We start from the raw sequence: 15,105 nt of genomic DNA, 5'->3' as shown, positions 1-15,105 counted from the left end.
GTCAAGCCCGCCAGAGCCGATGGTATTGCCGTAACAGGTGGGAGAGTAGGTCGGTGCCTAATTTTATACAGAAAGCCTTTGCTAGATCAGCAAGGGCTTTTTTGTGTTATAGCGTTTTTATTAAACCGTTGTCAGCTTCGCGTACTGAGCTGTAGATTCCCCAATCTTTTACTTTGTCAGATTGCCTTTCGACCTGTTAGTTTGATAAAGTGCTTTTAAAAATGTTTTACAAGTCGAAACTATATAAGGTGTGGCTTTTATATTTTTTATAATTTAAATCTAAATGTTTATAAAAACCATAAACATTTTGTTTTTTAGGTATCTTTGCATTAGAATGGGTACATTATTAGATCAAGGAATAAAGCCATATAATCATTATGGCGCATATTTGAAGGAAAAATATAACGGGCAGAAAGTTTTTAAAGTTATTGTAGACGGCAACTTTACCTGCCCGAACCGTGATGGTACAAAAGGTTATGGTGGATGTACTTATTGTAACGTAGATTCTTTTACACCCGATACAGCACGTAAGATCCCGTCTATACGTGAACAGGTATTGAATGGTATTGAAAGAGCACGTAAATCTTATGGGGCAGAAAAGTTTATCATTTACTTTCAGCCTAATACAAATACTTATGCTCCTGCGCATCTATTAAAGATGATGTATGATGAAGCATTAAGTATTGATCCTGAGAATACCTTAGGGTTGTCTGTTGGTACGCGGCCCGATTGTTTGGATTTTGAAAAGATAGCTTTATTGGAATCTTACACCGATAGGTTAGATGTAGACCTAGAAATGGGCATGGAGTCTATATATGATGATACATTGAACCAGATCAATAGAGGGTGTTCTCACCAAGAGTTTTTGGACATCATGGAAATGTTGAAAAACTCACCTTTGGAGATCTGTGTACATACTATCTTTGGTTTTCCATGGGAAACAGAAGAGATGATGTTAGCTTATGCTAATGAGATCAATAAGCAGGCACATATCAAGTTTGTAAAATTACATCATTTGCATATTGTAGAAGGTTCTATTATGGGAGTTCGCTATAAGAAAGAGCCTTTTAAACTATTCAGTATGGAGGAGTATACGGAGTTTTTAAGTAAGTTTATTCCTTTGCTCCGTCCAGATATTATTATTCAGCGTGTTTTTGGTATTGCTGATCGGGAGCTGCTGATAGCGCCGGAATGGGGATGGCCTAAATCAGGAATTCAAACGTATATAGATAAAGGCTTAGAGGCTAGGGGCGTGCGTCAGGGGTCTGCTTATCAGCCTGATATTGTATAAGTTTACATATTTTAGTTAATAAAAAAAGGTCTGTGTAACAACAGACCTTTTTTATTGTAGATATAATATATGTTATTTCTCTATGATATCTTTTAAGTTTGCCGGCGAATAATTGATAGACTTTAATGTCTTATTATCTTCTTGGCGAAAAACTAAGAATAAACCGTCTACTTCTTTATAGTATGATTCTACACCTTTCTTGCGGTAATGTTCTTGGGTAGCAATTGCTTCTTCTTCATTTTTACATGCTTTACTCATGTTAGAGCGTTGTACTTCTTCGAAAAGCGCATTAAATTTGTCTTTAAAACCGAATTCCAGTACTGCTCCTGATAATACATATTGTATATCACATAATGCATCGGCAATTTCTATCAAATCGTTGTCTGCGATGGCTTCTTGAAGTTCTTTGAGCTCTTCTGCTATTAATGAGACGCGTAGTGCACAGCGTTCCGCTGAAGGTATTGCCGGTTTTTCTAAAATTGGATGTTGAAATGTTTTGTGAAATTCTGCAACGGATGTAAGTGTTTTCGGATCTGTCATTTTTAGTTTTTTTACTAAAGTACTAAATTATCATGTTCTCGTAAAGTAGAAATGTTTTTGCGTACTGTGGTTTTCGTTTTTTATGATAAAAGGTGCTATAAAGCACCTTTTACTATTTATATGAAATGTTTTAGTTGTACGAGTTCACGTTCTTCGAGATATCTCCAGCGACCCCGTGGTAAATCTTTTTTGGTGAGGTTTGCATAAACCACACGATCTAGTTTTACAACGTCGTAGCCTAGAGACTCAAATATACGGCGTACAATCCTGTTTTTTCCAGAATGTATCTGTATGCCTACTTCACGCTTACTTGCTCCTTGTACATAGCTTAAATCATCAGGTTTTACAAAACCATCTTCAAGTTCTAAACCGAATTGTATTTTATTAAAGTCGCCTTGTGTTAAACTTTTATTTAACTCTACGTTGTATATTTTGCTAATATTATTTCTTGGATGTGATAGCTTTTCAGCTAATCCGCCGTCGTTTGTCAATAATAGTAAACCTGTAGTATTTCTGTCTAAGCGTCCTATTGGATAAATACGTTCTTTAGTTGCTTTTTCTACCAGGTGCATTACTGTTTTGCGCTCTTGCGGGTCATCTGTTGTTGTGATGTAGTCTTTTGGTTTATTTAATAGGACATAAACCATTTTTTCACGTTTGAGACGTTCTCCGTTATAGCGTACTTCGTCCTTTGCGGGATCAACTTTAGTGCCTAATTCCGTTACAGCAATGCCATTCACCGTTACTACACCGGATTCTATGAGTTCATCAGCTTTACGACGAGAACATACGCCTGAATTAGCAATGTATCTATTTAAGCGGATTAAACCGTCATCGGCTACTTCTTTAAAAGTATTATTTTTCTTAGGGAATGATCTTTTACCACCTTTGTCGAAAGAGCGTTCGCCTGTGTTTCTATCTCTATCTGATCTGTTGAAAGAGCGTTCGCCTTTGTTTCTGTCTCTGTCCGATCTATTGAAAGAGCGCTCGCCTGTGTTTCTGTCTCTATCTGATCTATTGAAAGAGCGTTCGCCTGTGTTTCTGTCTCTGTCCGATCTATTGAAAGAGCGTTCGCCTGCGTTTCTATCTCTGTCTGATCTGTTGAAAGAGCGTTCGCCCGTGTTTCTGTCTCTGTCCGATCTGTTGAAAGAGCGTTCGCCCGTGTTTCTGTCTCTGTCCGATCTGTTGAAAGAGCGTTCGCCTGTGTCTCTGTCTCTGTCCGATCTATTGAAAGAGCGTTCGCCTGTGTTTCTACCTCTGTCCGATCTGTTGAAAGAGCGTTCGCCTGCGCTTCTGTCTCTATCTGATTTGTTAAAAGAGCCTCTGTCATCTCTTTTGTCAAAACTAGGTTTTCCAAAAGCACCTCTAGAAGAAGATTGTTGCTGACTTCGACCACTCTTTGACTTGAAGTTTTCTGAGTTACTTCTATCTTTTTTGGAGTTGTCATCACGACTGTTCCGTCTATTTTTGAATGGCATGATTTTATTTTAATTAAGCTACAAAGGTACAACTTATATTTGGTTGTAGGAAAAAAATGTTACGAAGTGCTTTTTGTTGTAATCTACTGATAATCTGTCTGTTTTCTGTTTATAGAGTCTCGGGATTTCCTAACTATTTGGAAGGTAGTCTAATAATTGGTACTTTTGTTCCCTGAAAATTTGACCAAGCTATTTTTGATCGATTTTAAGTAATTTAATTTTTGCTTTTTTTCGTGGATAGATAGCAGTAAGGGATTTAATGAATAGAAAAAAACTACTTTGTTGTAGTGTGGTATTGTCAACTATGTTGGTCGGCAATATACACTCCGACGCTCATGCAGATTCCGGTAATGACCCTGTAAGGGAAGCTTTGCTGGAGCAGATCGTGAAAAAGAAAAGGGAGATAGCTATGTCTCCGGAAAATCAAAAAAGAGCTTATTATAGTTCTGTTAAGTTTGCTAATGTGAAAGTTCCTTTGAACATTCCTGCTGTTGAAACTAAGTTTGAACATTATTTAGCAAAATTTTCATTTCGTAATCAACAATCATATGATTTACATCAGAAGGCTGCCAAGCACTTGCCTGAGATTGCGAAAATTTTAAAATCATACGGTATACCTGAGGACTTTAAGTATGTGCCACTTATAGAAAGTGACATGAACCCTAGGATTGTATCTCATAAAGGAGCTGGTGGATATTGGCAGTTTATGCCTGCAACAGCACGTCTTTATGGATTAAAGGTGAATGCCGAAGTTGATGAGCGTAAAGACTTAGTCAAATCAACGCATGCTGCTGCTCGTTATTTGAATAGTTTGTATGATCAGTTTGGCGATTGGACTTTGGCTGCTGCTGCTTATAATGTTGGTGGTGGAAGTTTGAAAGGATCTATTCGCAGACAAGGTACTAATGATTATTATAGCTTACGTCTTAATAAAGAGACTGCTGCTTATGTATATAAGTTAGTATCGGTGAAGCAGGTTATTGAAAATCCTAATAAGTTTGGATATAAGCGGTTTGCTCAACTTGATGATAAGTACCAAAACAGCTTTGAAAGCAACTTATTGTAACAGAGTGAGTTTTATATAAAAAAGAGGTTTCTAAAAGAAGCCTCTTTTTTTTGTGTAAAAAAATAGCTAAGTAGTTGATTATAAGTTAATATTGATTTGCTAATTCTCATTTTGTGACTTTAGTCATTTTTTTAAAAAATATGTATCATTAGAATGTCATAAAAAATACTCTATTTTTACTGCTGAAATAATCAACAATATGATATGCAGTTAGAGCAATTTAATTACGACAACAAGATTGTGCGTGATTTCGGTATCGCAACAATCGTTTGGGGGTTGGTTGGAATGTCTATCGGGTTATTGATAGCTACTCAATTAATCTGGCCGGAGATGAACTTTTTGACCCAGTATACAACCTTTGGTCGGGTTCGTCCAATACACACGAATGCAATTATTTTTGCTTTTGTGGGTAACGCAATTTTTATGGGTGTATATTATTCTTTACAGCGTGTTCTTAAGGCGCGTATGTTTAGTGATGTACTGAGTAAAATTCACTTCTGGGGATGGCAATTAATTATTGTCGCTGCAGCTATTACTCTACCACTGGGCTTGACAACATCGCATGAATATGCAGAAATGGAATGGCCTATTGATATAGCTATTGCTGTTATTTGGGTTACTTTTGGTGTCAACATGTTTGGTACTATCATAAAACGCAGAGAGCGACATATGTATGTTGCTGTTTGGTTTTATATAGCCACTTTCGTAACTGTTGCAGTATTGCATATTGTGAATTCGATACAGTTGCCTGTGAGTATGTGGAAAAGTTATTATGTGTATGCTGGTGTTCAGGATGCTTTGGTGCAATGGTGGTATGGACATAATGCGGTGGCGTTCTTTTTGACGACTCCTTTTTTAGGGATGATGTATTATTTCTTGCCAAAAATGGCAAATCGTCCTGTATACTCCTATAAACTAAGTATTTTACACTTTTGGTCTTTAATATTTATTTATATCTGGGCAGGGCCTCACCATTTATTATATACGTCTTTGCCTTCATGGGTACAATCTCTGGGGGTCGTGTTCTCTCTAATGTTAATTGCTCCGAGTTGGGGAGGTATGATTAACGGACTATTGACTTTACGGGGGGCTTGGGATAAAGTGCGTACAGAGCCTACACTTAAGTTAATGCTTGTGGCATTAACGAGTTATGGTATGGCAACTTTTGAAGGACCTATGCTTTCGTTAAAGCAGGTTAACGCTATTGCCCACTTTACAGACTGGATTCCTGCTCACGTACACGTTGGGGCTTTAGGCTGGAACGGTTTTATGACCTTTGCTGTTCTGTATTATTTGATACCTATATTATATAGAACAGAATTGTACTCGAAAAAGCTTGCTAATATGCACTTTTGGATCGGTACATTAGGTATTCTGTTTTGGGCAGTTCCAATGTATTGGGCAGCTGTTGTACAGGGACTAATGTGGAAAGAATTTACCCCTGAGGGAGTTTTAAAGTACCCTAACTTCTTAGCGACTACGTTGGAGATCTTGCCTATGCACATGATGCGTGCTTTAGGTGGTGCCTTGTATCTGTCAGGTTTTATCTTGATGATTTATAACCTAGCTAAAACGATGAAGTCAGGTAAGTTATTGGCTAATGAGGCTGCTGAAGCGCCTGCTCTACAGCCGTTAACTGTTATGGAACCTACTAAACACCGTCGCTTAGAGCGTAAGCCCGTTCTATTTTTAGTATTGGCTTTAATTACGATTTTAATCGGTGGTATTGTTCAAATGGTACCAACATTTACCATAGAAGATAATATCCCTAAGATTGCGTCAGTTAAGCCATATACTGCTTTAGAATTGCAGGGACGTGATTTATATATCAGAGAAGGCTGTGTGAACTGTCATACGCAAACTGTACGACCTTTCCGTTCGGAAACAGCACGTTACGGAGAGTATAGCAAGGCTGGCGAATTTGTTTATGATCATCCGTTCCTTTGGGGGTCGAAGCGTACTGGGCCTGACTTGCACAGGTTGGGAAATAAATACCCACACAAATGGCATTTTGATCATATGTTGGATCCTACGATTACTTCACCGGGAAGTATTATGCCGGCTTACCCATGGTTAATTGAGCAGCAGATCGACTATACTTTATTGGTTGATAAGATGAAGGCAATGCGTATGTTAGGCGTTCCTTATTCGGATGCTGAGATTCAGAATGCTGTTGCAGATGCAGAGAAGCAAGCTGCTGAGATTACTAAGGACTTGACAGATAACCAGGTCAGTGTGACGTCTGACAGGGAGATTATAGCAATGATCGCTTATCTGCAACGTTTGGGAGTAGATATCAAGGCAGAAGCAAAATAAGGATCTGTGTCTTTTTTATAAGAATAAAGTAGAACACTATGTTTAAGCAAATAACAAATTTACATGGCGATGAAATTTATTTAATCGCATCATTATGGATATTTCTTCTCTTTTTTATCCTTGTTGCCTGTATGTTGATATGGATGAATAAAGATCATATAAAGTATATGAAGGATCTTCCTTTTGATAAACCGGCTGAAAATAAAGAAGAACCAAACGAGCAAAAGGAGGGATTATGAATATATTAATATTAACAGCAAGTGCAACAGCGGCACAATGGACATTAGGGTCAGGTAATTTGTACAATGATCTCCTTATTATTGCATTAATCGTTGTTATGATTTCACTATTGCTTTCTGCAGTTGTGGTTCAAAAGGCGCTAAAAGTCATTATCAATTTGACTATGCCTGAGTTGGCAAAAGAGGAGAAGGAAAAAAAGAAGAAAAAGAAGAAGATCACCTGGAATGGGTTCTGGAATTGGTTCTTAGAGCTACGTCCGATCGAAGAGGAGAAAGATGTAGAAATTGACCATGAGTATGATGGAATTAAAGAATTAAATAATCCGATTCCAGTATGGTTTAACGCTTTGTTTTATTCTACGGTTGTTTTTGGTGTCGTTTATCTGCTTGTTTACCATGTTTTTGGTTGGGGATTAAATCAGGAGCAGGAATACGAGCGAGAAATGGCGATGGCTGAACAGGCTAAGCAGGAATATTTATCGCAGGCTGCCAATCTATTTGACGAATCTACTATTACGATTGATGAAACCGGAACATTGGCTGCAGCAGGTAAATCTATATTTGTGGCTAATTGCGTGGTTTGTCACGGTGCTTTGGGCGAGGGGGGCATCGGTCCGAACCTGGTTGATGATTATTGGTTACATGGAGGTGAAATCGGTGATGTATTTCGTATAGTTAAATATGGAGTGCCTGATAAAGGTATGGTGCCTTGGGAGCAGACTTTAACACCAGGACAGATTGCTGAAGTAAGTAACTATATTGTGAGCTTGCGGGGAACTACGCCACCTAATGCTAAAGAACCGCAGGGAGAAAAAGTTGTCTATCAAGATGGTGCAGGAGCTGACTCGGAAGAAGCATTACCGGACGGTGCTGAAGAGGAAACTGCAAATTAAAGTGAGAATGAAGCAAATTGAGTAAGTAGGAGAAGAGCGTAAGCTATAATTTATATATAAAACTATCATGGGAACAGTAGCATTAAATAACGAGACTAAACCTAAGCCGCTAAAAGAGAAACGCAAGTGGATCTACGCAAAGAAGCCTAAAGGAACTTTTTATAACTACAGGCAGTGGGTTGGTTACACTTTGTTACTGTTCCTTTTTGGTGCGCCATTTATTAAGATAGATGGCAACCCATTTTTGATGTTTAACATTTTAGAACGTAAATTCTCTATTTTCGGTCAAATGTTTTACCCTCAAGATCTTCATATTTTTGTTTTTGGTATGTTGATCGTGATGGTGTGTGTAGTGCTGTTTACGACTGTTTTTGGTCGCATATGGTGTGGGTGGACCTGCCCTCAGACGGTCTTTATGGAACTTATTTTTAGGCGTATTGAGTATCTTATTGAAGGAGATTGGATACAGCAGAAGAAGTTAAATGAAGGTCCGGACTCTGATAAAAGAGCGTGGAAAAAACTGCTTAAGCATAGTATATTTTACGCTATTTCTTTTTTGATTTCCAATATTTTCTTAGCGTATATTATCGGGGTTGATGAGCTGTATAAAATTGTAAGTGATCCGCTTGATGCGCACATCGTTGGCTTTATTGCTATACTTTTATTCAGTTTTGTTTTTTATGGTGTATTTGCGCATGTACGCGAATATGTTTGTACAACTATATGTCCTTACGGCCGTTTGCAAGGTGTGCTTATGGATGACCAAAGTGTCACTGTGGCTTATGATGTTAATCGTGGCGAACCTCGTGGTAAGCTAAGAAAGGGTGAAACACAGGTTCTTGGTGATTGCATAGACTGTAAATTATGTGTGCAGGTTTGTCCAACAGGGATCGATATCCGCGATGGTTTGCAAATGGAGTGTGTGAGTTGTACGGCTTGTATTGATGCCTGCGATGAAGTAATGGTGAAAATTAATAAGCCTAAACGGTTGATTGGTTTTTACTCGATGGGGCAAATTGTGGACAATAAAAACTTTAAGAAGAAAAATGTGCGGGCTATTGCTTATTCTATTGTACTTTTAGGGTTGATGAGCGTTTTTGTTGCCATGATTTTTAGTCGCACAGATATTGGGGGGCGTTTATTGCGGGCTAAAGGGAGTACCTATCAATTGCATGAGGATGGTACAGTGAGTAATTTGTATACACTTGAGCTTATCAATAAAGCGAATAAAGAAATGAACTTTGTTATTGAGCCTACGGATGATCGTATGAAGATAAAGATGGTCAATGATATTCATATGCTTAAGAGGGAGGGACATGCTACCCTGAGCTTTTTTATGCTAACGGATCGGGTGAATGTTGAGAAATATAAACAGGATGTCAAGGTAAATGTTGTTTCGGATGGAAAAGTGATTGAAACATTAAAAACAACGTTTATTGCACCTCCGGACTCAAAATAATTTTTTATGAATTGGGGATTGAAGATTGTTATAGGGCTTGCTGCTTTTATTGTTTTTATTGTGAGTCTGGGGATTTACATGGTAAGCAAAGATACAGACTCATTGGTGGATAAGGACTATTATGAGAAAAGCCTGAGCTATGATGAAGTTTATGTTAAAAAGCAAAACTTAGTGAATGACAATGCTAAACCGGTGGTGAAAGTAGGAGTAGATACGCTTATAATAACTTTTAAACAGGTAGGAAATAAAGGTAAATTAAATTTTAAACGTCCTTCGAATGGAAGTTTAGATAAGTCGGTTTTGTTTGAGACTAAGACGGCTACTTATTTATTGCCTATTGATGATTATGTAAAAGGTAGTTGGAGCTTAGAGATCGACTGGGTTGGGGATGGGAAGGCATATATATCTAGTCATCCAGTGTTTTTATAAAAATGACATATCACTATTTGGCATTTTTTATGGGGCTGTTCGGTAGTGTACATTGTGCAGTAATGTGCGGTCCTTTATTAGTGGCTATTAATGGTAACCATTCATTCAGCTGGGCGAGCGCTTTTCGTAAATTGCTCTATCAAATAGGGCGTATATTAACCTATGGTTTTCTTGGTGTTATTTTAGGTTTGTTTGGGAATATTGCAATTATTCAGGGATGGCAGCAATATTTTAGTTTGTTTGTGGGCTTAATTTTATTTGCAATTGGTTGCTTTCAGTTATTTGGGAAGCAATCTAAAGCCTTTGCTGAATTTCAAACGAAAGCTATACAGCCTTTTGCTAAAATGATGGGGAAATGGTTATATAGACCTGGCGGTTCTTTTATAGCGGGGATTTTGAATGGTATCCTTCCTTGTGGTATGGTATATATGGCTATTGCTTCGGCGATGAATGCAGACTCTATTGCGAATAGCTTTTTCTTTATGATCTTTTTTGGTTTAGGTACTTTGCCTTTATTATTGGTGTTTTCTTTTGCCGGGAGCTTTCCTAAACTGATGTTTAAACGAGGCTTTTCTAAGTTTATTCCAATATTATATTTACTGATGGGAGCTTGGTTTATTTTACGTGGAGCTAATCTAGATATTCCCTATTTAAGTCCATTACTGAACGTGGAAGGCGCAATGAACTGTGCTTAAAAGAGCAACAACCTTCAAAGGAAGATTGTTGCTTTAACTTTTTATTTATTATTCCAACCTCCACCTAAAGAGCGGTAAAGATCAACAAAAGCATTTAACTGTTTTTGTTGAATATCTACTAAATCCAATTCACTTGTTAATGCATTACTTTGAGCTGTTATTACTTCAAGATAAGTGGCATAACCTCCTTTGAACAGCAGTGAAGCGTTTTTGACTGCCAGTTCAGAGTTTTCAACCCTCTTTTTAGCCAGCTCCATCTGCTCTTTTTGTTTTTCGACAATAATCACAGTATTTGATACTTCACTGACAGCTTCCATTACTGTTTTTTGTAAGGCGAGCTCTGCTTTTTCCCTTTCAATTTTTGCGATCTCATAATCTCTTTTTAAGCGACCTTTGTCAAAAACGGGGCCTGTCAGTCCTGCTGTGAAATTACCAAGTAAGGAACCTGGGATATTAAACCAATTTTTGGGTAACATTGAGTTTACTCCCAAAACAGCCCCTAAAGATAGCTGTGGATATCGCATAATTTGATTGATATTCATTTGTGCATTTGCACTGATAAGTGAAAATTCCGCAGACTTGATATCGGGTCTGTTTCTCACGATCTCTAAAGGACTTCCTAGATTTATAGCAGCTTCTGTATCCATCATATTTTCAATATGTGAACCACGTGTTATAGCGTCCGGCATTTCACCGATTAATGCACTTAGGGAGTTCTCTTGTACAGCGATCTCTTTTTCTAACTCAGGAATAAGTGAGGCTGCTAGAAGACGTTGAGATTCAGTTTGCTGTATAGCTAGAGCCGTAATTTCGCCTGCATCAAACTGTAATTGTATCATGTGCAGTGTGCTGTCATTGAGGCGGAGATTTCGTTTAGCTACTTCAATTTGAGCGTCGAGCATCATGAGGTTAAAATAGCCATGTGCTATATCTGCAATGAGTCTGGTTTGTATTGCATTTCGAGTCTCGTATGTATTTAAAAAATCAGCTTGTAATTGATCCTTTTGATTGGCAATACGGCCCCAAATATCGAGTTCCCAACTGAAGCCTAGATCGGTCGAAAATTGCGACTGACTGTTGAAGAAGTTATCAGGAGCTTCTTTTCCCTTGTGTGCATACCATTTTGAGGATGGTGTACTATAATAGTTCTTTGAGCGGTATTGCTTGGTTACTGATGCGATATTTACGTCGACTGAAGGAAGATATTCCAGTTTGTTCTGAAGTAAGTAACGATTCGCGATTTCAATATTTTTAATTGCAGTCCGCATATCATAATTATTCGCCAGTCCGCTATCAATGAGTGCTATTAGTTTTTCGTCTTTAAAAAAGTCGCGCCAAGCTATGTTTCCAAATACAATGGTGTCTTGGTTTACCGTTAAGGTATCTCCTCTAAAATCGTTGGGAAGATATAAGTTGGGCTGACTGTATTTTTTACCTACTTTACACCCCGCTAAACTTAAAAGAATAGTGAGGGTAATAAAGATATTTTTAATTATTGTATATTTCATGTCTTACTCCTCCGATTTAAATTTACTCCTAACTTTTTCATCTAATGTTTTGAAGGCTATGAATAGTATTGGGATGATGAAAATACCAAATATTACGCCTGATAACATTCCTCCTGCGGCACTAAAACTTATAGAGTGGTTGCCTATTGCAGAGGGGCCAACTGACCACATTAAAGGAACTAAACCAGCTACAAATGCTAGGGAAGTCATCAGTATGGGTCTTAATCTTAGTTTGGCTCCCATAATGGCTGCGTCTACTATACTAAGACCTTTTTGCCTTTGCTGCACAGCAAATTCTACAATTAGAATAGCATTTTTAGCGAGTAAGCCGATCAACATGATCAAACCGACCTGCACGTAAATGTTGTTTTGTAGGCCTACTAATAATACGGTGGCGAAAACACCTATTAAGCCTACGGGAACGGATAATAGAACCGCCCATGGCAAAATATAGCTTTCATATTGGGCCGCTAATAAAAAGTAAATAAATAGGAAGCTTAGACCAAAGATCAGAATGGTCTGTCCGCCTGCTTTACTTTCTTCGTAGGACATACCTGTCCATTCATAGCCGTAGTTGCCGGGTAGCTTTTCCTCTGCTAGTTGTTCAATAGCTGCCATGGCATCACCGGTACTGTAGCCGCTGGATGGAGTTGCATTTACAGTTATCGCATTGTATAGATTATACCTCGAAATCGTTTCTGGACCTACTACCTTTTTTAAAGTCATCAATGTCCCGACAGGAACCATTGCGCCATCTTTGTTACGTACGTAAATGGAATTTAAGGACTCTGGATCCGTTCTGAAATCAAAATCAGACTGCATATACACGCGGTACGTACGGCCAAATCTATTAAAGTCTCCAGCATTTACACGTGCAAAATACATGCGGATGGTATTCATCATCTCCTTAATGTCTACGCCCATACTTTTAGCTTTGACTACATCAATATCTGCTTCGTATTGAGGGAAGTTTGACTTAAAGGAAGTATATGCATTACTGATTTCTGGCAATTTATTTATTTCATTTATAAAACTATCTGCCAGCACATCAAAATCTCTAATATCTCCACCAAGGCGGTCTTGTAGTACTAACTCTATACCTGCAAAGTCTCCAAATCCTTGAATGGTTGGTCTTGGAAAGACCTGAAAACTTGCTTCGTTGATCTGTGATAAATCTTTTCGGATTGTATCCATAAAAGCATCAATCGTTTTAATAGATTTACGCTGTTTATGCGGTGTCATATTTATGTATCCAGCTGCAAATGCGGGGCTTGTCCCACCATCTAATGCATTAAACCCAGATACAGTTGTCATTCCTTCTATATCATCCCTTCTTTTTAATATACTATCTGCTTTTCTCAAGACAGCTGTAGTCCTTGAAAGTGATGCTCCAGGAGGCATTGTTAAGGAATAGGTTACAAAACTATCGTCTTCGGTAGGGATAAAGCTTCTTGGTGTTTTCATTAATAAAAAGCCACCTATTAATGTAACGATAGCCAAGCCTCCCCAGGCTACCATTTTATGTGTTGCTAAGTATTTTACACCTTTTATGTATTTGTCTGTGAACCTATCGAATGAAACATTAAAAGCAGTAAAAAAACGGGTCTTATACTTATTGAATGTGTTCATTTTCTCCTCGTTTTTCACTTCTTCCGGGTTGACGGGTTTGAGGAGTAAAGCACATAATGCAGGGCTTAAAGTCAGTGCATTTACAGCAGATATTAAAATGGCTGTTGCTAAGGTATAAGCAAATTGTCTATAGAATATACCTGCCGGTCCCTCCATAAAACCTACGGGTAGAAAAACAGCTGCCATAATCATGGTGATGGATAGGATGGCTCCTGTAATTTCTGACATGGTTTGCAGGGTCGCTGCTTTTGCTTTTAAGCCTGTTTCATGCATTTTTTGGTGTATGGCTTCTACCACGACAATGGCATCGTCAACAACTATACCTATGGCCAATACTAGTGCAAACATGGTAAGCACGTTGAGAGAGAAGCCAAAAAGACTTAAGAAAAAGAATGTACCTATTAACGATACGGGAATCGCAATGACGGGTATAATCGTCGATCTAAAATCTTGTAAGAAAATGAATACAATTATAAATACAAATATAAAAGCTTCAAATAAGGTGCTTTTTACTTGGTTGATAGACTCATCAATCTGGTCGCGCACACTATATGAAATTTCATAATGCATTCCTTTAGGGAAAGCCTTTGAAACATCTTCTAATACTTTGCGGACCTCCATGTCAATGGCATGGGCATTGGAGCCACTGGTTTGTGTAATGTTAAGCGTTAGTCCTGGAAATCCGTTTACTTTATTGTCACTTCCTAAGTTGGTCGCTCCAAACTCTATGCGTGCTATATCTTTTAAGTAAAGTACGGAACCGTCTTTGTTGGTCTTGATGACCATATTTTCAAACTCCTCAGGTTTGGAGAAACGCCCTTTATGTTTAATAACGGTTTCAAAGACTTCATCTGATGTTTCACCGAATTTACCCGGTGCGATTTCGAAGTTCTGATCGCTTAATGCTTTAGTAATATCTTGTGGTACTAAGTTGTAAACGGCTAGTTTTTCAGGGTTAAGCCATACACGCATCGAATAATCCCGTGCGCCTATACGTGAAACCTGTGCTACGCCATCGACACGAAGTAGGGGCCGTATCATGTTGATCTGTGCGTAAGCTTGTAAGAATGTTTCGTCGTATATGGAGTCTTTATGGTCAGAATACAGGTTGATGGTCATTATAGCACCACTTTGTCTTGGCTGTACGCTGATACCATTTTCGTTTACTTCTGAGGGGATATTACTTATTGCTTTCGATATTCTGGTTTGTACGTTTACAGAGGCAATGTCTGGGTTTGTGCCGGTTTTAAAGAATACCTGTACCGAACCTGATCCCGAGTTGGTCGCTGAAGATTTAATATAGGTCATATCTTCTACACCATTAATTGCTTCTTCTACAGGGAGGAGCACACTTTCGGCAACAGTTTCAGAGTTTGCTCCCGGGTAGCTTAAAGAAACTACGACACTAGGCGGAGCTATTTCTGGGAATCTACTGATAGGCAAGGTTTCTAAGCCGACTAAGCCTAATATCACTAAGACTAATGATACTACAGTAGCTAATACGGGTCTATTTACAAATGTTTTTAACATAGTAGCAGGTTGATAAAATAAAAATTGACCTT

At 38.2% G+C, this 15,105-nt stretch carries 12 protein-coding genes; 8 read left to right on the top strand and 4 right to left on the bottom strand.

The window, feature by feature from the left end; translation table 11 throughout:
• The first annotated feature begins 334 nt into the window (after positions 1 to 334).
• Positions 335 to 1,291 carry a TIGR01212 family radical SAM protein gene (locus ORI89_RS13715; protein ID WP_268231057.1) on the top strand — a complete coding sequence of 319 codons (957 nt, stop codon included), beginning with the start codon at positions 335 to 337 and terminating at the stop codon, positions 1,289 to 1,291.
• 72 nt (positions 1,292 to 1,363) lie between these two features.
• On the opposite strand, the gene ORI89_RS13710 is transcribed toward ORI89_RS13715, so the two are convergent.
• Together ORI89_RS13710 and ORI89_RS13705 are read right to left on the bottom strand one after the other, a co-directional pair.
• Positions 1,364 to 1,831 (bottom strand): nucleoside triphosphate pyrophosphohydrolase family protein, encoded by a 468-nt coding sequence (locus ORI89_RS13710; RefSeq protein WP_268231056.1) that lies wholly within the window; start codon positions 1,829 to 1,831, stop codon positions 1,364 to 1,366.
• Positions 1,832 to 1,947: 116 nt separating this feature from the next.
• Entirely contained in the window at positions 1,948 to 3,309 is a 1,362-nt protein-coding gene (locus ORI89_RS13705; RefSeq protein WP_268231055.1) for a pseudouridine synthase, read from the bottom strand.
• 259 nt (positions 3,310 to 3,568) lie between these two features.
• Here ORI89_RS13705 and ORI89_RS13700 point away from each other — a divergent pair, with 259 nt between their 5' ends.
• The 7 genes from ORI89_RS13700 to ORI89_RS13670 all read left to right on the top strand — a co-directional run bounded on the left by ORI89_RS13700 (position 3,569) and on the right by ORI89_RS13670 (position 10,406).
• Positions 3,569 to 4,375 carry a lytic transglycosylase domain-containing protein gene (locus ORI89_RS13700; RefSeq protein WP_268231054.1) on the top strand — a complete coding sequence of 269 codons (807 nt, stop codon included), beginning with the start codon at positions 3,569 to 3,571 and terminating at the stop codon, positions 4,373 to 4,375.
• 204 nt (positions 4,376 to 4,579) lie between these two features.
• Positions 4,580 to 6,691: a cytochrome-c oxidase, cbb3-type subunit I gene (gene ccoN, locus ORI89_RS13695; protein WP_268231053.1), complete on the top strand. Its 2,112-nt coding sequence runs from the start codon at positions 4,580 to 4,582 to the stop codon at positions 6,689 to 6,691.
• A gap of 38 nt (positions 6,692 to 6,729) precedes the next feature.
• Positions 6,730 to 6,930: a hypothetical protein gene (locus ORI89_RS13690; RefSeq protein WP_268231052.1), complete on the top strand. Its 201-nt coding sequence runs from the start codon at positions 6,730 to 6,732 to the stop codon at positions 6,928 to 6,930.
• Positions 6,927 to 7,823, top strand: a complete 897-nt coding sequence (locus tag ORI89_RS13685; RefSeq protein WP_268231051.1) for a cbb3-type cytochrome c oxidase N-terminal domain-containing protein — start codon at positions 6,927 to 6,929, stop codon at positions 7,821 to 7,823. Before ORI89_RS13690 ends, ORI89_RS13685 begins: the two co-directional genes overlap by 4 nt.
• Before the next feature lie 67 nt (positions 7,824 to 7,890).
• Positions 7,891 to 9,282 (top strand): cytochrome c oxidase accessory protein CcoG, encoded by a 1,392-nt coding sequence (ccoG, locus tag ORI89_RS13680; protein WP_268231050.1) that lies wholly within the window; start codon positions 7,891 to 7,893, stop codon positions 9,280 to 9,282.
• Between the two features lie 6 nt (positions 9,283 to 9,288).
• Positions 9,289 to 9,711, top strand: a complete 423-nt coding sequence (locus ORI89_RS13675; RefSeq protein WP_268231049.1) for a FixH family protein — start codon at positions 9,289 to 9,291, stop codon at positions 9,709 to 9,711.
• Between the two features lie 2 nt (positions 9,712 to 9,713).
• Entirely contained in the window at positions 9,714 to 10,406 is a 693-nt protein-coding gene (locus ORI89_RS13670; RefSeq protein WP_268231048.1) for a sulfite exporter TauE/SafE family protein, read from the top strand.
• A 41-nt stretch (positions 10,407 to 10,447) separates the two neighbouring features.
• Here ORI89_RS13670 and ORI89_RS13665 read toward each other — a convergent pair whose 3' ends face one another.
• On the bottom strand, positions 10,448 to 11,914 hold the full coding sequence (locus ORI89_RS13665) for an efflux transporter outer membrane subunit (RefSeq protein WP_268231046.1): 1,467 nt from the start codon (positions 11,912 to 11,914) through the stop codon (positions 10,448 to 10,450).
• 3 nt (positions 11,915 to 11,917) lie between these two features.
• Positions 11,918 to 15,073, bottom strand: a complete 3,156-nt coding sequence (locus ORI89_RS13660; protein WP_268231045.1) for an efflux RND transporter permease subunit — start codon at positions 15,071 to 15,073, stop codon at positions 11,918 to 11,920.
• Positions 15,074 to 15,105: the final 32 nt, after the last annotated feature.

This window comes from Sphingobacterium sp. UT-1RO-CII-1 (genome assembly GCF_026711005.1).
Classification (GTDB): Bacteria; Bacteroidota; Bacteroidia; order Sphingobacteriales; family Sphingobacteriaceae; genus Sphingobacterium.
The sequence above is the reverse complement of the archived record's forward strand: the minus strand, read 5'-3'. Positions and strand labels throughout refer to the sequence as shown.

Coding starts and splice junctions, on each gene's coding strand:
- ORI89_RS13715 (WP_268231057.1), top strand. CDS start 335: ATGGGTACATTATTAGATCAAGGAATAAAGCCATATAATCATTATGGC.
- ORI89_RS13710 (WP_268231056.1), bottom strand. CDS start 1,831: ATGACAGATCCGAAAACACTTACATCCGTTGCAGAATTTCACAAAACA.
- ORI89_RS13705 (WP_268231055.1), bottom strand. CDS start 3,309: ATGCCATTCAAAAATAGACGGAACAGTCGTGATGACAACTCCAAAAAA.
- ORI89_RS13700 (WP_268231054.1), top strand. CDS start 3,569: ATGAATAGAAAAAAACTACTTTGTTGTAGTGTGGTATTGTCAACTATG.
- ccoN (WP_268231053.1), top strand. CDS start 4,580: ATGCAGTTAGAGCAATTTAATTACGACAACAAGATTGTGCGTGATTTC.
- ORI89_RS13690 (WP_268231052.1), top strand. CDS start 6,730: ATGTTTAAGCAAATAACAAATTTACATGGCGATGAAATTTATTTAATC.
- ORI89_RS13685 (WP_268231051.1), top strand. CDS start 6,927: ATGAATATATTAATATTAACAGCAAGTGCAACAGCGGCACAATGGACA.
- ccoG (WP_268231050.1), top strand. CDS start 7,891: ATGGGAACAGTAGCATTAAATAACGAGACTAAACCTAAGCCGCTAAAA.
- ORI89_RS13675 (WP_268231049.1), top strand. CDS start 9,289: ATGAATTGGGGATTGAAGATTGTTATAGGGCTTGCTGCTTTTATTGTT.
- ORI89_RS13670 (WP_268231048.1), top strand. CDS start 9,714: ATGACATATCACTATTTGGCATTTTTTATGGGGCTGTTCGGTAGTGTA.
- ORI89_RS13665 (WP_268231046.1), bottom strand. CDS start 11,914: ATGAAATATACAATAATTAAAAATATCTTTATTACCCTCACTATTCTT.
- ORI89_RS13660 (WP_268231045.1), bottom strand. CDS start 15,073: ATGTTAAAAACATTTGTAAATAGACCCGTATTAGCTACTGTAGTATCA.